Annotated in this window: 16 protein-coding genes; 8 read left to right on the top strand and 8 right to left on the bottom strand. The window is 60.0% G+C overall.

What is annotated here, in order from left to right:
• Window positions 1-6: 6 nt before the first annotated feature.
• The 4 genes from ACN0SY_RS03025 (at window position 7) to ACN0SY_RS03010 (ending at window position 11,126) form a co-directional block, all read left to right on the top strand.
• A complete protein-coding gene (locus tag ACN0SY_RS03025; protein ID WP_417684320.1) occupies window positions 7-5,550 on the top strand; it encodes an MG2 domain-containing protein in 5,544 nt (1,847 codons plus the stop codon).
• 13 nt (window positions 5,551-5,563) lie between these two features.
• Window positions 5,564-7,654 (top strand): penicillin-binding protein 1C, encoded by a 2,091-nt coding sequence (gene pbpC / locus ACN0SY_RS03020; protein ID WP_417684318.1) that lies wholly within the window; start codon window positions 5,564-5,566, stop codon window positions 7,652-7,654.
• Window positions 7,655-8,369: 715 nt separating this feature from the next.
• Window positions 8,370-9,470 carry a porin gene (locus ACN0SY_RS03015; RefSeq protein WP_417684317.1) on the top strand — a complete coding sequence of 367 codons (1,101 nt, stop codon included), beginning with the start codon at window positions 8,370-8,372 and terminating at the stop codon, window positions 9,468-9,470.
• A 450-nt stretch (window positions 9,471-9,920) separates the two neighbouring features.
• The gene (locus ACN0SY_RS03010) at window positions 9,921-11,126 is read left to right on the top strand and encodes a porin (RefSeq protein ID WP_417684315.1); all 1,206 of its coding nucleotides are present in this window, start codon (window positions 9,921-9,923) and stop codon (window positions 11,124-11,126) included.
• Window positions 11,127-11,256: 130 nt separating this feature from the next.
• On the opposite strand, the gene ACN0SY_RS03005 is transcribed toward ACN0SY_RS03010, so the two are convergent.
• Entirely contained in the window at window positions 11,257-12,168 is a 912-nt protein-coding gene (locus tag ACN0SY_RS03005) for an alpha/beta fold hydrolase (RefSeq protein ID WP_417684314.1), read from the bottom strand.
• Between the two features lie 188 nt (window positions 12,169-12,356).
• On the opposite strand from ACN0SY_RS03005, the gene dapA reads away from it, so the two are divergent.
• Both dapA and smpB read left to right on the top strand, forming a co-directional pair.
• Window positions 12,357-13,235: a 4-hydroxy-tetrahydrodipicolinate synthase gene (dapA, locus tag ACN0SY_RS03000; RefSeq protein ID WP_417684312.1), complete on the top strand. Its 879-nt coding sequence runs from the start codon at window positions 12,357-12,359 to the stop codon at window positions 13,233-13,235.
• 61 nt (window positions 13,236-13,296) lie between these two features.
• On the top strand, window positions 13,297-13,776 hold the full coding sequence (smpB, locus tag ACN0SY_RS02995; protein WP_417684310.1) for an SsrA-binding protein SmpB: 480 nt from the start codon (window positions 13,297-13,299) through the stop codon (window positions 13,774-13,776).
• A 77-nt stretch (window positions 13,777-13,853) separates the two neighbouring features.
• Here smpB and ACN0SY_RS02990 read toward each other — a convergent pair whose 3' ends face one another.
• The 3 genes from ACN0SY_RS02990 to ACN0SY_RS02980 form a co-directional block, all read right to left on the bottom strand.
• On the bottom strand, window positions 13,854-14,297 hold the full coding sequence (locus ACN0SY_RS02990; RefSeq protein WP_417684308.1) for an acyl-CoA thioesterase: 444 nt from the start codon (window positions 14,295-14,297) through the stop codon (window positions 13,854-13,856).
• A complete protein-coding gene (locus tag ACN0SY_RS02985) occupies window positions 14,294-15,457 on the bottom strand; it encodes an iron-containing alcohol dehydrogenase (RefSeq protein ID WP_417685857.1) in 1,164 nt (387 codons plus the stop codon). The genes ACN0SY_RS02990 and ACN0SY_RS02985 overlap by 4 nt, the downstream gene beginning before the upstream one ends.
• 104 nt (window positions 15,458-15,561) lie before the next feature.
• Window positions 15,562-15,969 (bottom strand): DUF2000 family protein, encoded by a 408-nt coding sequence (locus tag ACN0SY_RS02980; RefSeq protein WP_417684307.1) that lies wholly within the window; start codon window positions 15,967-15,969, stop codon window positions 15,562-15,564.
• Between ACN0SY_RS02980 and ACN0SY_RS02975 the strand changes: the two genes are divergently transcribed.
• On the top strand, window positions 15,968-16,867 hold the full coding sequence (locus tag ACN0SY_RS02975) for an AraC family transcriptional regulator (RefSeq protein WP_417684305.1): 900 nt from the start codon (window positions 15,968-15,970) through the stop codon (window positions 16,865-16,867). The two genes, ACN0SY_RS02980 and ACN0SY_RS02975, sit on opposite strands and share 2 nt — an antisense overlap.
• A gap of 60 nt (window positions 16,868-16,927) precedes the next feature.
• On the opposite strand, the gene parC is transcribed toward ACN0SY_RS02975, so the two are convergent.
• The gene (gene parC / locus ACN0SY_RS02970; protein WP_417684303.1) at window positions 16,928-19,177 is read right to left on the bottom strand and encodes a DNA topoisomerase IV subunit A; all 2,250 of its coding nucleotides are present in this window, start codon (window positions 19,175-19,177) and stop codon (window positions 16,928-16,930) included.
• A 414-nt stretch (window positions 19,178-19,591) separates the two neighbouring features.
• Here parC and ACN0SY_RS02965 point away from each other — a divergent pair, with 414 nt between their 5' ends.
• Window positions 19,592-21,520 carry a putative bifunctional diguanylate cyclase/phosphodiesterase gene (locus ACN0SY_RS02965; protein ID WP_417684301.1) on the top strand — a complete coding sequence of 643 codons (1,929 nt, stop codon included), beginning with the start codon at window positions 19,592-19,594 and terminating at the stop codon, window positions 21,518-21,520.
• Here the strand turns inward: ACN0SY_RS02965 and recO are convergent, their stop codons facing one another.
• From recO to rnc, 3 genes are all read right to left on the bottom strand, one after another.
• Window positions 21,521-22,291, bottom strand: coding sequence for a DNA repair protein RecO (gene recO, locus ACN0SY_RS02960; protein WP_417684299.1), 771 nt, complete (start codon window positions 22,289-22,291; stop codon window positions 21,521-21,523).
• 53 nt (window positions 22,292-22,344) lie between these two features.
• Window positions 22,345-23,274 (bottom strand): GTPase Era, encoded by a 930-nt coding sequence (gene era, locus ACN0SY_RS02955; protein WP_417685855.1) that lies wholly within the window; start codon window positions 23,272-23,274, stop codon window positions 22,345-22,347.
• Window positions 23,275-23,354: 80 nt separating this feature from the next.
• Window positions 23,355-24,062 (bottom strand): ribonuclease III, encoded by a 708-nt coding sequence (gene rnc / locus ACN0SY_RS02950; protein ID WP_417684298.1) that lies wholly within the window; start codon window positions 24,060-24,062, stop codon window positions 23,355-23,357.
• Window positions 24,063-24,064: the final 2 nt, after the last annotated feature.

Raw genomic sequence — 24,064 nt, 5'->3', positions numbered from 1 at the left:
GCGCTCATGTTGTCCATCAAGTCTGTTTCGTCGTCGATTTTTTCTGATATTTCCGAAGCCTCCGGTGAAACCGGGCGCATGAGACTAGCTCGTTTCCCGGCGCTCTTCGCTCTGGGCGTGATGTTGGCTCTGCCGGCCCAGGCGCAGGAAAGGCGGATTGTCACCATCGATGACGCGGACTATTTCGGCGCGGATTATCGGACGGTCAAGGAAGTCGATCTTGAGGCGTGCAAGGCAGCCTGTCTCGACGACAACATGTGCCGGGCCTTCACCTACAACACCTCCGCCGGCTGGTGTTTCCTGAAATCAGACTTTGGGCAGCTGCAGAGTTTCCAGGGCGCGGTGGCCGGGCGCGTGGTGGCTGTCGAGGTGCAGCGTGAAAATCGAGAGGCTGACCGCAAGGCGGAGTTGACCTTTATCGATCGCAGCCAGATCGAGCAAGCGCTCACCTTGAGCGCGCGTCTTCAGGCGGCAACGCCTGACCGTGGACGAACGGTCGACGATCTGCGCGTGAGCGCCCGTGAGGCGATCCGCATAAACAACGGTGCGTTGGCCGAAGGCGATCTGAAATCCCTAGTCGCTCTTGCACCGGGAGATTTCAGTGCATGGGCGCAGCTCGCCATCGCGCTGATGCTGCAGAACCCCAGCAACTGGCAGGAACGGCAGGCGAAGCTGGAAGATGCGACCTCGGCCGCGATCAATACCTATCTTCGCGCCCTCGGCGAGAGCGAGAGGGCGAGGGCGCTCGATCTGGTTGGACAGTCGCTTGCCCGTCAGGGCGACTGGAAGCCTGCAATCAAGGCATTGAGGGCCGCGCTTTCCTTGTCCGATGACCCGGACGTGCGACGCCGGTACGACCAGATGGTCGCCGAGCACGGCTTCCGGATCCTGAGCCACACTGTGTCGGCTGACGCCGCCGCGCCGCGCATCTGCCTTGTGTTTTCTTCGACGTTGCAGGCGGGGACGGATTTCGCTCCCTATCTTGCGGCAACAGGAAAGGGATCTACCTCGGTCGAGGCAGACGGGGCCGAACTCTGCGTCGACGGCGTACGGCATGGCGAACGGTATGAACTGACCGTCCGCAGTGGCATTCCGGCCGCAGACGGCGAAAAGCTCGAGAAGTCCGCGCGGCTAGACATATATGTGCGCGATCGCGCTCCAAGCGTGCATTTCCTGGGGCAAGCCTACGTCCTTCCCGCTGGCGGCGACCCAACGATCCCGATCGTTTCCGTCAACACGTCCGAGGTCGACGCCTCTGTCTACCGGATCGGTGACCGTGCTCTGGCAGGGGCGGTTCGCGATGGCAGGTTCCTGCGCCAGATGTCGTCCTACAGGGCCGACGAGATTGATGAGGAGTACGGCGAAAAGGTCTGGTCCGGCGTCGTAGAGACCGAAAACCGGCTCAACGAGGACATCACGACCGGTATCCCGCTGAACGATCTTGGGCTCGAGATCAGGGCGGGTGTCTACGCCATGACCGCACGCTCGCGGCTGGACAAGCAGAACGAGTGGGGCCCGATGGCGACCCAGTGGTTCATCGTTTCCGACCTTGGTCTTTCGACGCTTAGCGGGACGGATGGCATCGCGGTGAACGTACGCTCCCTGACCGACGCGACGGCAAAGCGGGACGTTACCGTCCGTCTTGTCGCGATCAACAACGAGATCCTTGGCGAAACGAAGACCGACGACCTCGGCTACGCTCGGTTCGCACCGGGCCTCAGCCGTGGCCGTGGGGGCATGGCTCCGAGCCTGATCGTCGCCGAAACGACGGACGGCGACTACTCTTTCCTCGATATGCGCAAGCCCGCCTTCGACTTGAGTGACCGCGGCGTTGAGGGCCGCCCGGCACCTGGACCGCTTGACGTCTTCGCCTGGACCGACCGCGGCGTCTACAAGGCCGGCGAGACCGTTCACGCCCAGGCACTGCTTCGCACGTCGAAGGCCATTGCCCAATCGGGACTGCCCTTGACGTTCATTCTGGAGCGTCCGGATGGCGTGGAACACTCGCGCCATGTGGTTCAGGATGGCGGCCTTGGAGGTCACCTGCAGGACTTCACCTTGGAGGCAAGCGCCCAGCAGGGTGTGTGGACGTGGAAGGTGCATGTCGACCCGAAGGGCGACGCTCTTTCGCAGTCAACGTTCCTGGTCGAGGACTACCAGCCTGAGAGGGTCGATTTCGATCTGGAGAGTGCAGCAAAGACCTTCGATCGCGCGGTACCGACCCCGGTCTCCCTCTCGGCGCGGTTCCTCTACGGTTCGCCGGCGAGCGGGCAGAAGCTGGAGGGCGATATCATCGTCAGCCCGACCCGCGAACTGGCATCGCACCCCGGCTATGTCTTTGGCCTCGCCGACGATACGACCTATCCAACCCGCGAGAGCCTGCCTGCCGGTGTGGTCACGGATATCGACGGCTCCCTCGATTTCGACCTTTTGCTTCCGGAGATTGCCGAGACGACCGGCCTTTACCGTGCTGAACTGGTCGCGCGCCTCGTGGAGGCTGGAGGCCGTTACGTGGAGCGCCGCCTGGAACTGCCCGTTGCTCTGGAAGCGGAGAAGATCGGCATAAAGCCTCTGTTCAATGGAGGTGTTGACGAGGGCGGTCCGGCAGTCTTCAACGTCGTCGTTCTGGACAGGAATGGCTCCGAGATCAACCGGCAAGGCCTGACCTGGACGCTTTCCAAGATCAACCGGCGCTATCAGTGGTACCGGGTCGACGGCTCCTGGAACTATGAACCGATCGTCTCGACCACGCGCGTAGCAAACGGAACGCTGGACACGTTGGCCGGCAAACCCGCGACGCTCGACCTTCCTGTCGATTGGGGCCGGTATCGTCTCGAAATTCAGTCGTCCGGCGTTGAGGCAACGGCGAGCAGCATCGAGTTTTCCGCCGGCTGGTATACGGCCAATGCCACGTCGGAAACGCCCGACTACCTTGACGTCGGCCTTGACCGGAAATCCTACCGCGCAGGCGAGACTGCGATTGTTCGCCTGACCTCCCAAATGGACGGCATTGCCGCCGTCAACGTGGTTTCCGGTGGTGTCCTGTCCACGCACACTCTGGATGTAAAGGGCGGAGAGGCCGAACTTGAGCTGACCGTAAGCGACGATTGGGGGGCGGGCGCCTATGTCACCGCAAGCCTTTATCGCCCGATGGATCTGGACGCAAAGCGCATGCCGTCGCGGTCGGTTGGCCTGTCCTGGCTCCAGATCGAGCCGGGGGACCGGGACCTGGATGTCGCCTTGGCTGCACCCGATCTTCTGAGGCCCCTGGAAACCTTGACGGTTCCCGTCGAAATAAGCGGCCTCAAAGCCGGAACCGAGGCATATATCACCGTCGCGGCGGTCGATCTGGGGATTCTCAATCTGACCGGATATGAGCCGCCCGCGCCGGAAGACTGGTATTTCGGTCAGCGCCGTCTTGGAGCCGAAATCCGCGATCTCTACGGTCAGCTCATCGACCGTATGGCCGGAACCCGTGGCCGCGTCCGCTCCGGCGGCGATGCGATGGGGATGCGTCTCGATGCACCGCCGCCCGATCAGGAACCCGTTGCGCTGTTCTCCGGTCTGGTCAGACTGGACGAGAACGGTAGCGCGGAAGTGTCTTTCGACGTTCCCGAGTTCAACGGGACCTTGCGGTTGATGGCTGTTGCCTGGAGCGCGCAGGGGGGTGGGCATGCAAGTCGCGACGTCGAAGTCCGGTCGCCGGTTGTCGTGACAGCGAGCTTGCCACGGTTCCTTGCCCCTGGCGACAGCTCACGCTTGCGCCTCGACATTGATAATGTGGATGGACCCGAGGGCGACTACGAACTGACTCTGTCTTCCGAAGGCCCCGTGGAGCTTGCCGCGGATTTTGCCGGAACCCGTCAGTTGGCGTTGCAGGCGTCCGGCAAGTCGGCCGTGCTCGTTCCGCTGCAGGCTCGGCAGTCGATCGGAACAAGCACAATCTACGCAAGCTTGAGCGGACCCGACGGCACCGAGGTCGTCAAGCGCCTGAGCCTCGACGTACGCGATACGCGCCCGGATGTGGTTCGCCGTTCTACCTTCCCCTTGCTGGCGGGTTCGAGCCTCGTTCTGGACCCCGCGGTCTTTGAAGGATTGCGCCCGGAGAGCGTCGCCGTGAAGGTGACCGCCGGAGGCGCCGCGCGGATCAACGTTGCCGGCCTTCTCGAAGACCTCGACCGTTATCCGCACGGCTGTACGGAACAGACGACCAGCCGCGCCTTGCCGCTGCTTTATCTCAACCAGGTTGCTCGGGCAGCCGGCCTTGGTGACGACACTGAAATCCGGAGCCGTGTGGTTCAGGCCATTCGCCGGGTTCTCGGGAATCAGTCGTCCGACGGGTCATTCGGGCTTTGGAACAGCTACAGCAGCTATGATCCCTGGCTCGATGCCTATGTCGCAGACTTCCTGACAAGGGCGCGGGAAGAGGGTTACGAGGTTCCCGATCGGGCCTTTGACATGGCCCTGGCCAATCTTGAGAACCGGCTCGCCTATTCATCGGACTTTTCCGAAGGCGGCGAGGAAATCGCGTACGGGCTCTATGTCCTTGCCCGCAGCGGACGGGCTTCCATGGGCGACCTGCGCTACTATCTGGATGCAAAGCTCGGCGCCTTTTCGACCCCGCTTGCCAAGGCGCAACTGGCGGCAAGTCTTGCGCTCTATGGCGAGACTGAACGGGCCCGGAAGGGATTTGAGGCCGCTGTTCTTGCGCTGGGCGACCGGCGCCCGGGCGGTTACCGCTCGGACTACGGCTCCGTCCTGCGCGACGGGGCAGGCGTTCTTTCCTATGTCTCCTCCAATGCGGCGAGCAGGGCCGATATGGACCGGGCGAGTGACTTCGTTCGAAATGCCCAGGAAGGACGTCAGTACTACTCGACCCAGGACATGGCATGGCTGCTGATGGCGGCGCGCGAGCTCAACGAGCACGCGAAGGCATCGAAGATCGCGGTCAATGGCGTGGAGACGCCGGGACGCCTCTTGTGGTCGTTCGAGGGCGAGGACCTTGCCCGTGAGCGCGCCCAGGTCGAGAATCGCGGTGCCGAGCCCACCGAGCTTCTGGTTTCTGTGACGGGTCAGCCGTTTGCGGCTGAACCTGCCGGCGGAACCGACTACGCCATTGAGCGCCAGCTCTTTGATCTTGATGGCAATGTCCTCGATGTTTCAGCCATACCGGTCAACACGCGCGTCGCCGTCGTCATGACTGTTCGGGCCTTGAGCGAGGTTCCCGGACGACTGATGGTCGTGGATCGGATCCCGGCAGGTTTCGCCATCGACAATCCGCGTCTTCTGCGGTCGGGGGAAGTCGGAGCTCTGCAGTGGCTGCAACTGGCCGAGCAGCCCGACCATGCACAGTTCTTCAGCGACCGGTTCGAGGTGGCGCTTGATGAGAAGCAGAGGAGCGGAACCGAGTTCGCCTTTGCCTATCTGGCGCGAGCCGTCACACCGGGGCATTACGCCCATCCGCCGGCGTCCGTGGAGGACATGTACCGGCCGGAGCGGCGCGCAATTACCGAAACGGGCCAGCTGACCGTGCTCGGTCCGTCGCGGTAGTCAGGGCAGGGCGGTGGCCAGGCCTCGTAAGACTGATAGACGGCGCTGGTGGTTACTCGCCGGTGTCGCGGGTCTTTGCCTGACCGGCGCTCTCACCACCGGCAAGTTCGTTACCGACTTCCACGCATTGGAGCGCGGTCCCTTGCCTTCGGAGGTGACAACCTCGACGGTCGTTCTGGATCGAAAGGGCCGTCTCCTTCGGGCATTTACAACCCCGGATGAAAAATGGCGTCTTCCGGTGTCCGTGGAGGATATTGATCCGCTCTACTGGGCAATGCTCAAGGCCTACGAAGACCGGCGGTTCGAGGAACACGACGGCGTTGACTTCAAGGCGCTTGCCCGTGCCGCAATGCAATTTGCCCTCAACGGCAGAATTATCTCGGGGGGCTCGACCTTGACGATGCAGGTCGCCCGGCTGCTGGAGGAACAGCCTACCCGTAGCCTGTCCGCCAAATACCGGCAGCTTCTTTTGGCGCTGAAGCTCGAAGGAGATCTGACGAAGGACCAGATCCTTCAGCTCTATGCATTGCGTGCGCCCTTCGGCGGCAATCTGGAAGGCATCCGCGCCGCGTCCCTGACCTGGTTCGGCAAGGAACCCAAACGTCTGACTCCAGCCGAGGCTGCGCTGCTGGTAGCCTTGCCGCAGTCTCCGGAAACCCGGAGGCCGGATCGCCACGGGGCGGCGGCCAAGGCTGCGCGCGACCGTGTTCTGGAGCGGGCCGTAGTGGCAGGTGTCCTGTCGGAAGACGATTCGAACGCCGCCCGAAACGAGGCCATGCCGTCCGTGAGACGGCCGATGCCCTTCCTGGCGGCGCATGTCGCACGCAGCGAAACACTGGCGAGCCCCGGCCTGCAGCAGCATCTGCTAACCCTTGATGCCGATCTCCAAAGCGCTCTTGAGTCGCTATTGAAAACCCGCGTCGGGGCGCTTGGGCCGAAGCGTTCCGCCGCGATCATCGTCGCCGACCACTCGACGGGCGAAATTCTGGCCAGTGTCGGCTCTCCGGATCTTCTGGACGATGACAGGCTTGGCCATGTCGACATGACCGGTGCCGTGCGTTCGCCCGGATCAACCTTGAAGCCATTTATCTACGCTCTGGCGTTCGAGGAAGGAATCGCCCACCCCGAAAGCCTGATCGATGACCGGCCGATCGACATCGGCGGCTACAAGCCGACCAACTTTGACCTGGCCTACCAGGGACAGGTCAGTGTGCGCGAAGCCCTGCAGATGTCCCTGAACACGCCGGCGATCCAGTTGCTCGAGGCTGTCGGCCCGGCCCGGCTCGTGGCGCGGATGAAGCGCGGCGGCGCGGAGCTGGCAATCGGCGGGCGGGAAGCTCCGGGACTGGCCATCGGATTGGGAGGCCTCGGCCTCAGTCTGCGTGACCTCACCGGCCTCTACGCCTCTCTCGCAAATGGGGGGCGTGTCACACCTCTATATATAAAGAGCGGATTGGCGCCTGAACGGACCGGATTGCGCCTTCTCGAGGATGTCGCTGCATGGCATGCGGCCGACATACTGACCGGCCTGCCGCAGCCAAAGTTCGCTGCGGACGCTCACATCGCTTACAAGACGGGAACGGCCTATGGGTACCGCGATGCCTGGGCGCTTGGATTTGACGGACGCCATGTGATCGGCGTGTGGGCCGGGCGGGTCGACGGCACCCCGGTTCCGGGCATGACCGGATCGGAAGTTGCCGTTCCGATTCTCTTCGATGCCTTCCAGCGGCTCAAACCTGCTCCGGTACCGTTGCCGCCCGCGCCGCAGGGAACCTTGAAGGCCACGACGGCCGCCTTGCCGCTGCCATTGCGCAATGCACGGGTCCGGGCGGTCGACGCGCGCCAGGCTCCGCTCGAAATCAGCTATCCTCCGGCGGCGAGCACAATCGACCTCGGCCTGACCGGTCACCAATCCAGCCAGGCTCTTGTCGTCAAGGTTCGTGGTGGAAAACGGCCTTACACGTGGCTGGTCGACGGAACGCCCGTGGCCGAGAACGACTTCCGGTCGTCCGCAAGCCTGATGCCCCGTGGCGCCGGCGTGGTCCGGATCACGGTTGTCGACCAGACCGGCGCTTCAGCCAGCGTGGAAGCCTTCCTGCGCTAGTTACGGCGCGAATCTCCGAAGAAATCACGAAAATCGCTCAGATCGTGCGGTCTTGGTGCGTCGACCGTTTGTGATCTACGCGTCGCGGCGACCTGAGAACCGGCACTGGCGGCTCCGCGTGCAATATCCAAAACAGCGCTTTCCCACAGCATCGAGCCTCTTTTTCGGCGCAATCAGAGTTCGGCGAAACCCTGCGTCGAAGTCTTTATGTCGCTCATAAGGCCAGTGTGTCGATAGGCATAAAATAAAAAATTTGAACGAGAACGAAAATACGGGTAGTGCATATGTACTAATACATTCCCATTTAAGCGATAGTACATATGTACTATATTTGATTAATGTAAAATTATGAAATGAAATAGCTCAATATGAGGGATTTGATTTGATAATTATTCTGTTGAGCTGACAGAAATATTTTTGTTGCACGTATTAAGTGCATTACAGAAAATAAAAAAGTCCACTAAATCAATGTGTTGCAAAATGAACACGGCTGGTGGCTGCCGTGCTGTGCTGGTGGCAAATCGTCTTGATGTTGGTGCCGTGATTTGGTTGTTTGGCTGAGCGAGCGGCGCAGAGCCGCCTTCAAAGCATTCCGAATGGTTATCTGAAAAGGAGCCCTTCGGCCTGTCTTGTCGAAACTCGCGGGGAATGGTGCCTTGCAGGGATGCAAGAATTTCGCTCGGCGCCTTTGAGATTTGACTTTAGGAGGTCAGAAATGAACTTTAAGAGCCTTATGCTCGGCGCTGCTGCTGCAGCTGCTGCAACCAGCGTTCAGGCTGCCGATCTTCCGGTTGCTGCTGAGCCGGTCGATTACGTTCGCGTCTGTGACGCTTACGGCGCACGCTTCTACTACATCCCGGGCACCGAAACCTGCCTGCGCGTTGGTGGCCGTGTTCGTGCCAACTACACCACGTCCAACTTCGGCGAAGACAACACCGACGGCTTCGGTGACCGCGCTGATGCGAACTACACCTTCGACGCGTACGGCTACCTGTACCTCGACAGCCGCACGAACACCGAATTCGGTCTTCTGCGCACCTTCACCGAAATCGAACTCAGCAGCGGCGACGCTGTCGGTCTCGGCAAGGCTTACATCCAGTGGGGCGGCCTGACCTTCGGTCACGCTACGTCGTTCTTCGACTACTTCACCGGTCAGTCCTTCGCAGGTCCGGTTACCCGTAACTGGTCCGACAAGACCACCAACCTGATCGCTTACACCGCTGCTTTCGGCAACGGCCTGTCCGCTACCGTGTCTCTTGAAGACGCTGGCGTTCGCGCTTCTTCTAACGAAGGTGGCAAGCGTTACCCGGATCTCGTCGCTAACCTGCGCGTTGACCAGGGTTGGGGTTCTGCACAGCTCTCCGGTGCTATCCACGACAACGTCTCTGCAGACGCAACCGTTGACAGCGAACTCGGCTGGGCAGTTGGCGCTGGCGTAATCGTCAAGCTCCCGATGCTGTCTTCCGGCTCGAACCTGGCTTTCCAGGCTCAGTATGCTGACGGCGCTCTGTCCTACATCGGTTCGACCGCTGCAAACGCAACGGCTGGCGACAACAACAAGGGCTACACCCTGTCCGGCGGTATCTACCACCAGGCAACTTCCACTGTTGGTCTGTCCCTCGACGGTTCCTACATGGACATCGACATGGGTTCTGCTGCTGCCGACATCACCCGTTGGGCGATCGACGGTTCGGCTAAGTGGGTTCCGGTTTCTGGCTTCGAAATGGGTGTTGCTGTCGGCTACGCCAACAACGAAGTTGGTTCCACGGACACCGACGAAGTCAAGGCTCGCTTCCGCGTGCAGCGCACTTTCTAATCTCCGGATTGGATAGCTCTGATCTGAGAATTCTTCTGAACCTCTGATCAGTCATGCGACCCGGCGGCGTCCAAACCGCCGGGTCGTCCCCTCCAAGAGAGGGCGATTCCGGAGAAATCGGGCCTCGTTCAGGCTCTAGGGTCCGGATCTGGGTGAAATCGTTACCGAAATCTTAGCCGGGGCACATATTTTGTGTCATTCCGGCAACAGTCGTTTTTGAAACAATGCCTCTGGCGGCCGCTTCGGCTCATTGCCAGTTGCACCTCCAACCTCGATGCGTATGGTCAACCTGCGAGCGGCTTTCGGGCCGCGCTGGTTTGCAATCCCGAACTTCCAACCTTCGGGCGCTTGCTGAACTCAGAGATTTTCGCGGGGATTACGATGACTTGAGCGGCGCCGCCGCCCTCCTGAGAGGAGTCATCTTAAACATGACTGATTTGGAGGTCAGAAATGAACTTTAAGAGCCTTATGCTCGGCGCTGCTGCTGCAGCCGCCGCCACCGGCGCTCATGCCGCCGATCTTCCGGTTGCTCCGGAGCCGGTTGATTACGTTCGCGTCTGTGACGCCTACGGCGCACGCTTCTACTACATCCCGGGTACCGAAACCTGCCTGCGCGTTGGTGGCCGTGTTCGTGCGAACTACATTGCCAACAACTTTGCTGACGATGGCACCTGGGGTGGCCGTGGTGAAGCTCTCGACTTCAACGCAGAAGGTTACCTCTATCTCGACAGCCGCACGGCAACCGAATTCGGCCTGCTGCGCACCTTCACCGAGATCGAAGTTGAATCCGACAACGAAGTTTTCCTCGGCAAGGCCTACATCCAGTGGGGCGGACTGACCTTCGGTCACGCAACGTCGTTCTTCGACTTCTTCACCGGTCAGGCCTTCATCGGCGTTGTTGGACGTAACTGGTCCGATACCACCGTTGATCTTGCAGCTTATACTGCGGCCTTCGGCAACGGTTTCTCGGCAACGCTCTCCATCGAAGATGGCGCATACCGGAACACCGGCGTAAGCACCGTTACCGGCGTTACCTTGGCGAACACGACCACCGTTGCTTATGGTGGCCACAAGATGCCGGATCTCGTCGCAAACCTGCGCGTAGACCAGGGCTGGGGTTCCGCACAGCTCTCCGGTGCTGTTCATAACGTTCGTCATTCTGTTGCTGCCTATGAAGGTGCAACTGGTTGGGCCGTTGGCGGTGGTGTGATCATCAACCTGCCGATGCTCTCGTCCGGCTCGAACCTGGCCTTCCAGGCTCAGTATGCTGACGGCGCTCTTTCCTACATCGGCGCTCCGAGCACTGTAAGCAATGCGTTGGGTTCGACGGCCAGCCTCTGGGATGCAGATACCACGGGCGATACCTCGACCGGTTTCTCCATCTCCGGTGGTATCTATCACCAGGCGACCTCCACCATCGGCATCGCGCTTGACGGTTCCTACATGGACATCGAGCTGGCCAACTCGGGCGCTGCTATGATCGCAGGTGCACCGAACTCCATCGATGTCACCCGCTGGGCGATCGACGGCTCCGTCAAGTGGACCCCCGTTTCCGGCCTCGAGCTTGGTGCAGACATGGGCTACGCCAACACCGAAGTCGAAAACTACGACTACGACGACATCCGCGTCGGTTTCCGCGTACAGCGCACCTTCTAATTCGGTTCTCTTCGGAGCTGAAGGAAAGCCCGGCGGCATCGCCGGGCTTTTTTCTTTTGTTGTCAGTGGGGTGGCGCCGCTAGACCTCTCGACCTTAAAGGTCACGGCGCTGTGGTACAGGCGCGTTCTCTCAAAGGGACGCAGCAAAACTGCCGATGCGCTCTTGCGTCGCTCGGTCCCAAAGAAGCGGTGCGTGACCTTCTCCTTCGACAGAATGAAGCACTGCTCGAGGGTGCCGGGCAACCATCTCATCCGCCGTTTCTTTGCTTAGAATGTCGGAGTGCTCGCCTCTCAGAATCAGGAGGGGAATGTCCTCCAAGGTCTCGAAGAGCGGCCAGAGGTCCGGCAAGGGCGCTCCGTCATCCATCGCGGCAATCGTGTTTGCCAGAGCCGGATCGTATTCCAGTTGGAACCCCGCTAGCGACGTGGCACCGAGCTGGCTGGCAAAGCGCAGCCAATCGGTTGGTCCGAGGGACGGAAACTGGTTCCGCAACCCAGCCGCCAGCTTTTCCGCGCAGTCAGCAGCGTCTCGAAACAGCATTGTTTTTCCAATGCTTGTCGCCAGGCGCTGAATGCCCGACGCCTCGATCTTCGGGCCAATGTCATTCAGGATGATACCCGCCAACTGGTCGGCACCGAGGCGTCCTGCCATTGTCATGGCGTGCAGGCCGCCGCGCGAGGTTCCAAGAACGGCAAAGCGCTGAAGATCGAGATGTTCGACGGCCGCATCGATGTCCGAGGCCTCTACCGGCAGTGAATAGTTCTCCCAGTTCGGGTCCCAATCGCTTTCGCCGCGTCCACGATAGTCGAGCGCGATGACCTCGTGCCCATGCGCGGATAGGAAGCTTGCAACAGCTTGAAAATCCTTCGTGTTCCGAGACAGCCCTGTCAGACAAAGAACCGGAACCCGGTCGTCTTCGAGGTTCCGGCCGCGCCAGCGCCGACCTGCAAGGTTGAGCCCGTCGACGCTGTTGTAGTTGAACGGCTCGCCGTAAATTTCAGTGTCGGACCTGTGTGGTTCTGTCGTGTCGGAAAGGGCCATATGCTGGATCCTGAAAGGGCAATCGAAGTGAAAATTCGTACATCATTGCCCGTTGTTCGCCGGGAAAAGTCAAGTTAGACGGCAGGCCGAGGGGTTTGGGATTGCTCCTGCGCGAGCAGGACATTATGGTGCCGATCCATTCAGGCGTCCGTCTGAATTCTACTGCCACTCTTTCGAGGAAACCGGAAATGTTCAAGGGATCGATTCCAGCGCTTATTACGCCGTTCAAGGACGGAGCGCTCGATGAGAAACGGTTTCAGGACTTCATTGATTGGCAGATAAAACAGGGCAGCAACGGCCTTGTTCCCGTTGGCACCACCGGTGAAAGCCCGACGCTGACCCATGACGAACACAAGCGCATTGTAGAGCTTTGTGTAGAAGCAGCCGGCGGCCGCGTGCCGGTCATGGCGGGTGCAGGGTCGAACAACACTGCAGAAGCCATTGATCTTGCGCAATTTGCCGAAAAGGCTGGTGCCGATGCTCTGCTCGTGGTGACGCCCTATTACAACAAGCCGAACCAGGAAGGCTTGAAGGCTCATTATCGCGCGATCGACAATGCCGTCGGCATTCCGATCTACATCTACAACATCCCGGGCCGGTCGGTGATCGACATGGCGCCGGAAACGATGGCGGAGCTGTTCAAGACCTGCAAGAACGTCGTTGGCGTAAAAGATGCAACGGCGAACCTTGCAAAGGCGAGCATGCAGCGCCATCTGTGTGGACCGGATTTCGTTCAGTTGTCCGGTGAAGACATTACGGCGCTGGCGTTCAACGCCCACGGCGGAACGGGCTGCATTTCGGTGACGGCCAATGTCGCTCCTGCCTTGTGTTCCGAGTTCCAGGCTGCATGTCAGGCAGGGGACTATGCCAAGGCGTTGACCATCCAGGACCGTCTGGCTCCTTTGCACCAGGCGTTGTTCATCGAACCGAACCCGACGGGAGCGAAATATGCCCTGTCACTTCTCGGCAAGCTGGACAATGAAGTGCGCCTGCCTTTGGTCCCGGTCAGCGAGCCTACACAGCAGGTGATCAAGGCAGCCATGGTTCATGCCGGTCTGATCAACTGATTTGGATAACGATACCGGCTTCGGAGATGTATCCGGAGCCGGAACCTAAGGGAATTTTGGAATGGCCTCGCAGCGCGGAGGGCCTCCGGGCCGGACGATTATCTCCGACAACCGGAAGGCCCGTTTCAATTACGAGATCGAGGATACGTTCGAGGCCGGCATCGAGCTGAAGGGGACGGAAGTCAAATCCCTGCGCACGGGCAAGGCCAATATCGGCGAGTCCTATGCTGCCGAGTACAACGGCGAAATCTGGATCTACAACGTCTATATCCCGGAATATCTTCAGGCGAACCGGTTCAACCATGAACCGCGCAGACCGCGTAAACTCCTGTTGCATAAGCGCGAAATCGGCAAGCTCGCCGGCGCTGTGCAGAAGGAAGGCAAGACCATCGTCCCGCTCAAGCTCTACTTCAACGAGCAGGGAAGGGCGAAGATGGAAATTGCCCTGGCGCGCGGCAAGAAGGTCCACGACAAGCGCGAGACCGAGAAGAAACGCGACTGGCAGCGGGAAAAGGCCCGCGTCATGAAGAACTTTGGATAAGCTGTTGGGAACCTGTTCTCAACCTGTGGAAAAGTGACATCTGATCATCGGTGCCACAGGATTGAAAATCCAGGGTCTCAGTCGGAAATCAGCGTCTGCAGTTTTTCACGCAAATGCCCGTCGATCGGAACCGGGCGTCTTGTATCGCGATCCACAAGGACATGCACGAAACGGCCGATGGCCGCCGTTTCCGCGCTTTCTTCGCGAAATAGACCGATCTGGTAAATCACTGAAGAAGAACCGATTTTATCGATAGACAGGCCTGCCTCCACGACTTCCGGAAACACGAGCTCGGAGAAATAGTGGCAACCTGTCTCGACGACGAGAAAAATGTTCTGGGAGTTTGCGGGCGAAAGCAGCCCCTCTTCGATGTACCAGCTGTTCACTGCGGTGTCGAAGAAACTCAGGTACTGCACATTGTTGACGTGGCCATAGATATCCACATCCTGCCAGCGGGTCGGGATCTGGCGGAACAGTGGAAAGCGGTCCCGGGGCATCGGCGTCGGGCGAGCGGCGGTCACAGCGCTGCCTCGTAGATCGCAAGGGCATCATCTTCCGTGACGTTGCGCGGATTGTTCACCAGAAGCCTCGTCTGTTTCATGGCGTCGCGCGCCATACCCGGAAGATGCCCGCTTGTGATGCCAACTTCGCGCAAGGTCGTTTGCAGGCCGAGCCGCTCGGTCAGTCGTCCTAGCTCGTCAGCAAGAGTTTCGGCGCGTTCCATCTTGTCCGGCACCATTGCAAGTTCTGGGAAGATTGTCGGCGCCAGTTCCGCATATGCGTCTGCGGCCTCCGGCGCATTGAAGCGCAGAACATGCGGCAGAACGAGGGCGTTCGAAAGACCATGAGGAACATGGAACCGACCGCCGATCGGGTAGGCGAGGGCGTGAACGGCGGCAACCGGTGCGTTCGCAAAAGCCATGCCTGCCAGCATCGAGCCCAGCAGCATGGCACCTCGAGCGGATTCGTTTGCCGGGTCGAAGACGGCCGTCTCGATGTTGGCGCCGAGGAGCTTGAGGGCTTCGACTGCGAGCGCCTTCGAAACCGGGTTGTTGTTGGCACTGCGCGAGGCATAGGCCTCGATGGCATGCACCATGGCATCGATCCCGGTCGCCGCGGTGACATGCGCGGGCAGGCCTAGGGTCAGCAGCGGGTCGAGTACTGCCAGATCGGGCAGGAGGACCGGAGAGACCACACCGCGTTTTTCGTCATCCTCCACGGTGATGATGGAAATTGGCGTAACTTCGGAGCCTGTCCCGGAGGTTGTCGGAACGAGGACGAGCGGCAGGCGGGGTCCTTTTGCATTTCCCACTCCCCAGGCCTCGTCAAGATCCTCGCCGCTGCCGAGAAGCAGCGCGACGAGCTTTGCAATGTCCAGGGATGATCCTCCGCCAAAGCCGATGACGGAGGTCGTCTCGTGTGCTCTAGCCGCATCGACGGCGGCGTTTACCAGGGCGCGTGCAGGGTCCGCCTGGACATCCTGGTATAAACCTGGCGTCGACCCACTGTCTGCTAGGTCTTGCAGCGTCTTTTCAAGAAGCCCTGCGGCAATGATGCCGCGGTCGGTGATGACGAAGGGGCGTGGACCAAGCAGGTGCGAAGCGCTCCGGCTGATCCTGGCCGATGCACCGTTCTCAAAGAGGATTCGCGCACTGGTATTGAATGCGAAGCCACCGATCATCTGTCTCCCCCAGCCATCGATCATACCTCGAAATAACATGACGTTTTCAATGGCTTGCGTCGAGCGAAAAGAGGCTGTCCGGGGAATTGAGCGACCTGTTCGGATCAGCCGTGCCTCCGTGCGCCCTTCGAAATCTTGTCGGCGGCCTTTCGCTCGCAATGATACGCGATGCCGACAACGTTGGCAGTTGCCGGGTCATACTTGGCAAAGACTTCCCGGTTGGCCGCATCGTGGCCTGTTGCAAACATCTCCTCGATATAGAGCGACGTGGAGACGCCCCGACCGATTGCCCGGTCGTGGATCTTTGACAGCGTGTTGCTGTCTGCAGAAAGGATGATGATCGGCTGGGCACACAGCGCGTTGTAGACGTGACCGGCGGCATCGCGATATGTCTCACCGATAATCTGCGGCATGCCCGCGGTAACGCCCGATGAAAGAAACGCAGTCACATTCAGCTTCTGCCAGACTGCCAGGTCTTCGCGGACGATGATCACGAACTTGGTGTCGAACATGTCGAGCAATTCCTCGCGTGGTTTAAGAGATGAATTCGATGCCCGGACCGTAGCCGGGCAGGAAACGGACCGTCTTGAACGTTTGTGCGAGATCGGCACCGACGCAATTCACTCAGCTTCGATCGAGGAAGGGGTGGAACGGATCCTTGCGCGGTTTCAGCGGTCTGGCTTTGAGCCCCATCGCCACGATACCTATGCGATCGGATTGACCGTTAGCGGCGTGCAGACTTTCCGTTATCGAGGTGCAGAACGCTTCTCCATGCCTGGTCAGGTCATCGTCCTTCACCCGGACGAGGTGCATGACGGCGCAGCGGGGAGTGACGCAGGCCTGTTCTACCGGATGATCTATGTTCCTCCCGAATTGATCGCGGAGGCGACGGGATGGCCCGGCGGCGGATTGCCCTTCCTTCCAGAACCTGTTGTCGACGACCCGGAGCTAAGGCAGGCCCTCGTGGAAGCGGTCCAGGATCTAGATCTGGAGATGGGATCCTTGAAGCTCGACAGCTGCGTCGCGGCTCTTGCTGCAGGCTTGCAGCGTCATGCTGATGATCGTCACACCACCCGTAAAGCGCTCGACTGGAAAAGCATGAAGGCCTGCCGCGACTATCTGCGGGACAATTTTTCGCAGGATGTCCTCTCGGCCGATCTGGAAGCGGTCACCGATCTGGACCGCTTCCAGCTCGCTCGCCAGTTCCGCAAGGCATTCGGAACGTCACCGCACCGCTACCAGGTCTTGCGCAGGCTGGAAGCGGTAAAGGACTCCATCCGGAAGGGGCAGGGGCTCGCTGACGCCGCTGCTGACGCGGGCTTCGCGGATCAAAGCCATATGAGCCGTCATTTCAAGCAGGCCTATGGCATGGCTCCTGGACACTGGCGCGCCCTGTGTTCAGTGGGCTGATCCCGGTGCTTCAGGCAAGGAAAAGGGCCGGATTTTTTATCCGGCCCTTGTTCGGTTCGATCAAAGTTCGCGTGTTCCGAACTTGTTGCTTCTGGGGAACCCTGTCGGCGGCAATCGGCCTGCCTGACCGCGTTCGCCGCGCCATTCCGCGAGCTCTTCCATCGACCGGGTAAAGCTGCGGCCGGAGCTGTCGGTCCAGTTAAGGCCTTCCTCGCCCTTGAATACACGGATGTCGGCAACGTCTCCGTCGCGGTAACGCTGCAGCCGGACACCGCGGCCGCGCGACATCTGCGTGACCTGGGCCAGCGGGAAGACGAGCAGCTTGCGGTTCTGGCCGATAATCGCGACCTGATCGCCATTGGCCTCTACGCAAAGCGTTGCCTCGGCCGGTGCGGTCAGGTTCAGGACCTGCTTGCCCTTCCGGGTATTGGCGATGACGTCGTTTTCAGCCACGACAAACCCGCGTGCCTCGTTGCTGGACAGGAGCAGCATGCGTCCCGGCTTGTGCACGAAAGCGCTGATGATGTCCTGCGCCTCGTCCATCTCGACCATGAGCCGGATCGGCTCGCCATGCCCGCGCCCGCCGGGCAGCCGGTCGGCGCCAAGCGTGAAGAACTTTCCGCCGCTGGAGAACAGTAGGATTTTGTCAGTCGTCTCCGCATGGAAGGACAGCTTCAGCTTGTCCCCCTGCTTGAACGACAGGCTGCTGAGGTCAGCCTGATGGCCCTTCAGCGCGCGGATCCAGCCCTTTTCCGAGACGATGACGGTGATCGGTTCCTTCTCGATCATCGCCTGCTGGATGTCGGCCAGATCCTGTGAGGGGGCGTCGGTCTCGTGGGTGCGGCGCTTGCCGATTTCGGTGTCCGGACCGTAGGCAACAGCGATCTCGCCGATTTCCTTGCCGATACGAGTCCATTGGCGGGCGTCCGAACCGAGCAGCTCGGTCAGGCTGTCCTTTTCCTCCGACAGCTTGTCGTGCTCCTTGCGGATTTCCAGCTCTTCGAGCTTGCGCAAGGACCGCAGGCGCATGTTGAGGATGGCTTCGGCCTGAACGTCCGTCAGCTTGAAGGTGCGAATGAGCTCCGCCTTGGCGTCATCCTCCTCGCGGATGATGCGGATCACCTCATCTAGGTTCAGATAGGCAATCACGTAGCCTTCCAGAACCTCAAGACGATGGTTGATCTGCGCGAGGCGATGCTCGGACCGGCGGACGAGGACTTCCTGCCGGTGGTCGAGCCATTCTCGCAGAACCTGCTTCAGGCCCATCACCATGGGCACCTTGCCCTTGGACAGAACGTTCATGTTCAGGCTGAAGCGGTTTTCCAGATCTGTCAGCTTGAACAGGCTTTCCATCAGGATCGCCGGGTCGACATTGCGCGAACGCGGCACCAGAACGACACGAACGTCTTCCGTACTCTCGTCGCGAACGTCATCGAGAAGCGGCAGTTTCTTGGCGATCAAAAGCTCCGCGATCTTCTCGATCAGGCGCGATTTCTGCACCTGATAGGGGATCTCGGTAACGACGATCTGCCACTGGCCGCGCTCCAGCTCTTCCTTTTCCCAGCGGGCGCGAACGCGGAAGGTACCACGGCCCGTGACATAGGCCTCACGCGTTGCGGCCGGATCGGAAATCAAGAGGCCGCCGGTCGGGAAGTCCGGACCCTTGATGAACTGGAGAAGATCCTCGCTCTCGCAGCTCGGGTTCTTGATCAGGTACTGTGCGGCCTCGCAGAGCTCATAGGCATTATGGGGCGGGATAGACGTCGCCATGCCCACGGCAATGCCGGAGGAGCCATTTGCGAGAAGATTCGGGAAACCGGCCGGAAGGACGATTGGTTCCTTGTCCTCACCGTCATAGGTTTCGCGGAAGTCGACGGCGTTCTCGTCGAGACCGTCCAGCAGACGCTTGGCCGTGTCGGTCATGCGTGCTTCGGTGTAACGCATGGCAGCCGCGCCATCGCCGTCGACGTTGCCGAAGTTGCCCTGACCCTCGATCAGCGGGTAGCGCTGCGCGAAGTCCTGTGCAAGGCGCACAAGCGCGTCATAGACCGCCTGGTCACCATGGGGGTGATACTTACCGATCACGTCACCGACAACGCGGGCGCATTTCTTGAAGCCCGCACCCGGATCAAGCTTCAACAGGCGCATCGCGTAGAGAAGGCGCCGGTGGACTGGCTTCAGACCATCACGGACGTCCGGCAACGCACGGTGCATGATGGTGGACAGGGCATAGGCGAGATAGCGCTCTTCCAGCGCTTCCCTAAGATCGATGCCATCGACGCCACCTGGCGGAATCAACTCATTTCCCATGAGGTATCAGGTACCGCGTCTGTTGCGTTCGCACAATGATGGTGGGTGCCAAAACGGCGGAAATCCAACGGTTTTCCCAATCCCGGCGCACCGGCCCTCAACGGGTTTGTAAGTGTCCGCCCCTGCCCAATTTCGCGATGGATTCCCGCAAAACGCGAGAATACTTCTGCAGTTCCAGACGGCAGACGCCTGGATATTGGCAATTCTCACTAATTTTATTCGCGAAATGCGTGCGATTAACGCTTTCGATTAATCAGCTTTAAATGTGCTGCCGTTAAGGAAAGAGGCGGAGCAGCTAGTGTCCCGGACCTCTGGGCGCGGGAAAAAACCGGTGACGAAAGTACCGGGTGGATGGTTTTCTTGATTATTTCCAGGATTGTTGACTTATTCAAAATTCCAAGCAGCAACCGCGACTTGATCCTTGCCCAGCACAAGGCCAATACGCGACAGATTCCGCTGCTCTATTTTCTGATCGTGGTCAATGCCTGGTCCTTGGTCGCAACAAGTTTTGACGCCGCGCCTGCCTACCTGACCTTTCATGTTCCCGCGTTGCTCAGTGCCATTGCCTTGCTGCGCATGGTGACATGGTGGCGGTCCCGCAAGGACGAGCCGGACGGGAAACTGGCACTGAAGCGTCTTCAACGTACCAATCGCGTTGCGGCCGTATTGGGGGTCTGCTTCAGCATCTGGGGGATCTCGCTCTTCAGCTACGGCGATGCCTACGGACAGGGGCATGCAGCGTTCTTCATTGGCGTAACAGTGGTCGGCTGTATCTTCTGCCTTTCCCACGTACGCTCCGCCGCGCTGTCGGTCACCATCATCGCGAACCTGTCATTCCTGGTTCTGATCGTTTTGTCGGGAAATCCGGTTTTTGCATTCAAGGGTCTGAATGTGCTCCTGGTTTCATGCGCGATGCTGGCGATCATCTGGGCGAATTTTGCAGATTTTGAATCGCTGATCGTGTCCAAGAAAGTTCTGACCATTCAGCAGCAGGCCCTTGAACAGCGGCAGAAGGAAACACAGAAGCTCAGCGATGAGAACTTCCGTCTGGCCAATCTGGACAGCCTCACCGATCTGCCCAACCGGCGCAGTTTCTTCGCCCGGCTGGAAAAATGCCTTGAACATATCGCCGGGAAGGACGAAGCGCTGGCCATCGGCATTCTGGACCTGGATGGCTTCAAGGCGGTGAACGACTATTACGGCCATGCTGTCGGCGACCGTCTGCTCGTAGATGTTGCCGCGCGGCTGCGTTCGGTCGTGAACGACAATGTTTTCCTGTCCCGCCTGGGAGGAGACGAGTTCGGTATCCTGATCACAAACGAGTCTTGCGACAGCGCTCTGCAGGCCTTGGGCGACAAGATCTGCCACGTCCTGCAGGAGCCGTTCAAGCATCAGGACGCAGATCTCAACATTGGCGGTTCTCTCGGACTATCCCGATGTCCGCCAACCGGTGCGAGCTCGAGCCAGCTTTACGAACTGGCGGACTATGCGCTTTTCCAGGCGAAGAAAACAGATCGTGGCCACGCTCTCGTCTTCAGTGCCGAGCATCAGGCCGAGATCAGTCGTCAACGGCTCATCGAACGCGGGTTCGACGAACCGGCCTTCATCGATCAGGTTTCGGTTGTCTTTCAGCCGGTCGTGGATGTGAACACCAACCGTTGCATAGCGTTCGAAGCCCTTGCCCGGTGGGATCATCCGTTGCTCGGTCGGGTCGCACCGGACCAGTTCATCGGCATTGCCGAGCGTTGCGGCTTTATCGACACCCTGACGGAAATACTGTTCGACAAGGCACTCAAGCAGGCGGTTCAGTGGCCGGAGCAGATACGTCTGTCCTTCAATCTGTCGGCCAAGAACATCGCATCCCTGCAATATGCAGGTCGGCTGGCAAGCCAGATCCGGAAAAGCGGCTTCGATCCGCACCGCATCGATTTCGAGATCACCGAGACCGCGATGATATACGACTTCGCCCAGGTTCATGCGGTGCTTTCCACGTTGAAGGAGATCGGCGTGCGAATTTCCCTGGACGACTTTGGGACCGGTTTCTCGAGCCTCAAGCATCTTCACAGTTTTCCGCTCGACAAGATCAAGATCGACAGATCCTTCGTGACGAATATTCATGCAGGCTCCCCAGGCTATGGCATCGTCAAGTCGTTGCTGAACCTGAGCCAGGAGATGGGCATCGGCTGTATCGTCGAGGGGGTGGAAACCGCCGAAGAACTGGAAGTGGTCAAGAGCCTCGGTGGGCTTCACGTGCAGGGCTACTACTATTCCCGGCCCTTGCCCGACGATGAGGTAGCAGCCTTCCTGCAGCATCGCGATGAACCGGCGGCAATGGCGTCCTGATCAGGGACTGTCGATGAAATTCCAGGGCTGTTCGAGCCGATAGTGCTTCTCCAGCGCCCCGACCAGGGCGGATCGGTTGTCCTTCGCCGCAATCGCTCTTGGCGCCAGCACGTGGCGCTCTAGGAAGTAGGACGTCAGCCTGAATCCCTCGGCGATATCGGTGAAGCTGATTTCACTACCGCTCTGACGCTGCCCTTCCACAAGGAACGAGGGAAGGGGCAGGAGCTTGTCGTGATAGGGGCGGCCCGCGTCGCGGCTGACCGCGCGGCTAGATTTCGGAGACACATAGGCAAGATCGTCGGTCCGGCCTGTCGCCGCACAAGATGTGAGATCCAGTCCGAAGCCCAGTTCCTGCAGAAGCTCCAGTTCAAAGCGGACCATCAGGGGGGCGGCAATGTCGGCCTGATTCAGATGTTCAAGGACAAGCTCCAGAGCATTGAAAAGCCTGCTGTTTGCGTGCCTCTCCGGAACGAGGCGCAAAAGGAATGCAAGATGCTGGACGCCATTCAGCGCAACGGCTGACGCCATCATTTCGGCCGCGCGCGGTTTCACAAGCTCGACCGTGAACATGCCCAGATGATCCTGAAGCCGTGCCCGCCACGTCAGCTGGACTTCGTTCCCGGGCTGCAGCACCGGTTGCTGCCGCCGGGAGCGGCCGCCGCGCACCAAGCCAAGATGACGGCCGTGTTCGGCCGTCATGACTTCAAGGATGACGTCTGCTTCGCTGTGGCGGCGTGTGCCGAGCACGATGCCGGGGGCGCTCCATTCCATTGCGGGACTCTAGCCGATTCAGGACAGATTTGAATTGCCCTCAAACGGCAATCCTACTTCGGAAACTCCAGCCCCATTTCCCGGTATCGCTCCGGGTCGTCGGCCCAGTTCTCGCGAACCTTGACGAACAGGAACAGGTGCACCGGCGCCTCGATGATTTCGGAAAGCTCTTCTCGTGCTGCCTGCGAAATGGCCTTGATCGTCTGTCCGCGCTTGCCGAGGACAATGCTCTTCTGGCTGTCGCGCTCGACATAGATCGTCTGTTCGATTCGGGCGGATCCGTCCTTGCGGGTCTGCCATTGTTCCGTCTCAACCGTGGAGATGTAAGGCAGTTCCTGGTGCAGTCGCTCGAACAGCTTTTCGCGGGTAATCTCGGCGGCCAGGATGCGCAGCGGCAGGTCCGAGGGCTGGTCTTCCGGGTAGAGCCACGGCCCCTCCGGCACTTTCGAGGCGAAATAGTCCAGGATCGTATTCGTTCCGCTTCCGGTCAGGGCGGAGATCATGAAGGTTTCATCGAAGGTCATGATCTCGTTGGCCTTTTGCGCGAGGTCGAGCAGCTTCTCGCGCTTGGCAACGTCGATCTTGTTCAGGATCAGGACTTTCGGCGTCTTGATGTCCTTGAGACGCTCCATGATCTTCTCGGCTTCTTCGTCGATACCCTTGCGAGCGTCGATGAGGAGAGCGATCACGTCTGCGTCGCGCGCACCGCCCCAGGCCGTATCGACCATGGCCCGGTCCAGACGCCGCTTCGGCGGGAAGATGCCGGGCGTGTCGACAAACACGAGCTGTGCCTTGCCATGCATGGCAACGCCGCGAACAATCGCGCGTGTCGTTTGCACCTTGTGGGTGACGATGGAGACCTTGGTGCCGACGAGCTGATTGACAAGCGTCGACTTGCCGGCATTGGGTGCGCCGATCAGGGCAATGAAACCGGCACGGGTATCGCTGGGCATGGGAGCGACATCGGGATCCGGCAGGGGCATGTCGAACCGCGGCGCCTTTTGCGGCAGGTCGTCGTCAAAGTCGCCGTCGTTGTTGTCGTTGTTCTGGTTCAAGTCGCTTCCTATTCGTTCCAGACGCCTTCACGGCGCAACACGGTCTCCGCGGCGCTCTGTTCGGCCGTGCGTTTAGACCCGCCCTTGCCCTGGCCCTGGGCAAGGCCCTGAACCGTCACGCCAACGACGAAGCTCGGCGCATGGTCCGGCCCCTCCCGTTTGACGACGTCATATCGAGGCGTCGGCAGACCCTTGGACTGGGCCCACTCCTGCAAGGTTGTCTTGGCATCCCGCAAGGGACCGCTCCAGGATAGCATACGCGGCTCCCAAAGGCGCTTGACGAATGCCTCTGCCGCATCGAACCCGGCGTCGAGATAAATTGCAGCAATCACCGCCTCGCAGATATCGGCAAGGAGGGCGACTTTCTTGCGGCCGCCCGTCTGGGCTTCGCTCTGGCCAATCCGCATGGCATCGCCCAGCTTCAGCTCGACGGCGATCTCTGCACAGGTTTCCCGCTTGACCATGTGGTTGAAGCGTCTGGCGAGCTCGCCTTCGTCCGCCTTGGGAAAATGCCGGTGCATCATGGTCGCAACTGCAAGTCCAAGGACGCGGTCGCCAAGAAACTCCAGACGCTGGTAGCTCCCGGCAACGCTGTCCGACGGGTCGAGGGCACTTGCGTGCGTAAGCGCTACGGTAAGCAGTGAGCGATCGGCAAACGAATGCCCGAGCCGTCTTTCAAGCTCGGACACTGCCTTGCCGGAATCATCGCGCGGCATGG

It is taken from the genome of Roseibium sp., assembly GCF_048261595.1.
GTDB lineage: Bacteria > Pseudomonadota > Alphaproteobacteria > Rhizobiales > Stappiaceae > Roseibium.
Note: the sequence above shows the minus strand (reverse complement) of the source record. Positions and strands in the feature narration are given on the sequence as shown.

What these genes read in the sequence shown, in the direction of transcription:
- ACN0SY_RS03025 (WP_417684320.1), top strand. Translation starts at nt 7, where the DNA reads ATGTTGTCCATCAAGTCTGTTTCGTCGTCGATTTTTTCTGATATTTCC.
- ACN0SY_RS03015 (WP_417684317.1), top strand. Translation starts at nt 8,370, where the DNA reads ATGAACTTTAAGAGCCTTATGCTCGGCGCTGCTGCTGCAGCTGCTGCA.
- ACN0SY_RS03010 (WP_417684315.1), top strand. Translation starts at nt 9,921, where the DNA reads ATGAACTTTAAGAGCCTTATGCTCGGCGCTGCTGCTGCAGCCGCCGCC.
- ACN0SY_RS03005 (WP_417684314.1), bottom strand. Translation starts at nt 12,168, where the DNA reads ATGGCCCTTTCCGACACGACAGAACCACACAGGTCCGACACTGAAATT.
- dapA (WP_417684312.1), top strand. Translation starts at nt 12,357, where the DNA reads ATGTTCAAGGGATCGATTCCAGCGCTTATTACGCCGTTCAAGGACGGA.
- smpB (WP_417684310.1), top strand. Translation starts at nt 13,297, where the DNA reads ATGGCCTCGCAGCGCGGAGGGCCTCCGGGCCGGACGATTATCTCCGAC.
- ACN0SY_RS02985 (WP_417685857.1), bottom strand. Translation starts at nt 15,457, where the DNA reads ATGATCGGTGGCTTCGCATTCAATACCAGTGCGCGAATCCTCTTTGAG.
- ACN0SY_RS02975 (WP_417684305.1), top strand. Translation starts at nt 15,968, where the DNA reads ATGTCGAGCAATTCCTCGCGTGGTTTAAGAGATGAATTCGATGCCCGG.
- ACN0SY_RS02980 (WP_417684307.1), bottom strand. Translation starts at nt 15,969, where the DNA reads ATGTTCGACACCAAGTTCGTGATCATCGTCCGCGAAGACCTGGCAGTC.
- parC (WP_417684303.1), bottom strand. Translation starts at nt 19,177, where the DNA reads ATGGGAAATGAGTTGATTCCGCCAGGTGGCGTCGATGGCATCGATCTT.
- recO (WP_417684299.1), bottom strand. Translation starts at nt 22,291, where the DNA reads ATGGAATGGAGCGCCCCCGGCATCGTGCTCGGCACACGCCGCCACAGC.
- era (WP_417685855.1), bottom strand. Translation starts at nt 23,274, where the DNA reads ATGCCCCTGCCGGATCCCGATGTCGCTCCCATGCCCAGCGATACCCGT.
- rnc (WP_417684298.1), bottom strand. Translation starts at nt 24,062, where the DNA reads ATGCCGCGCGATGATTCCGGCAAGGCAGTGTCCGAGCTTGAAAGACGG.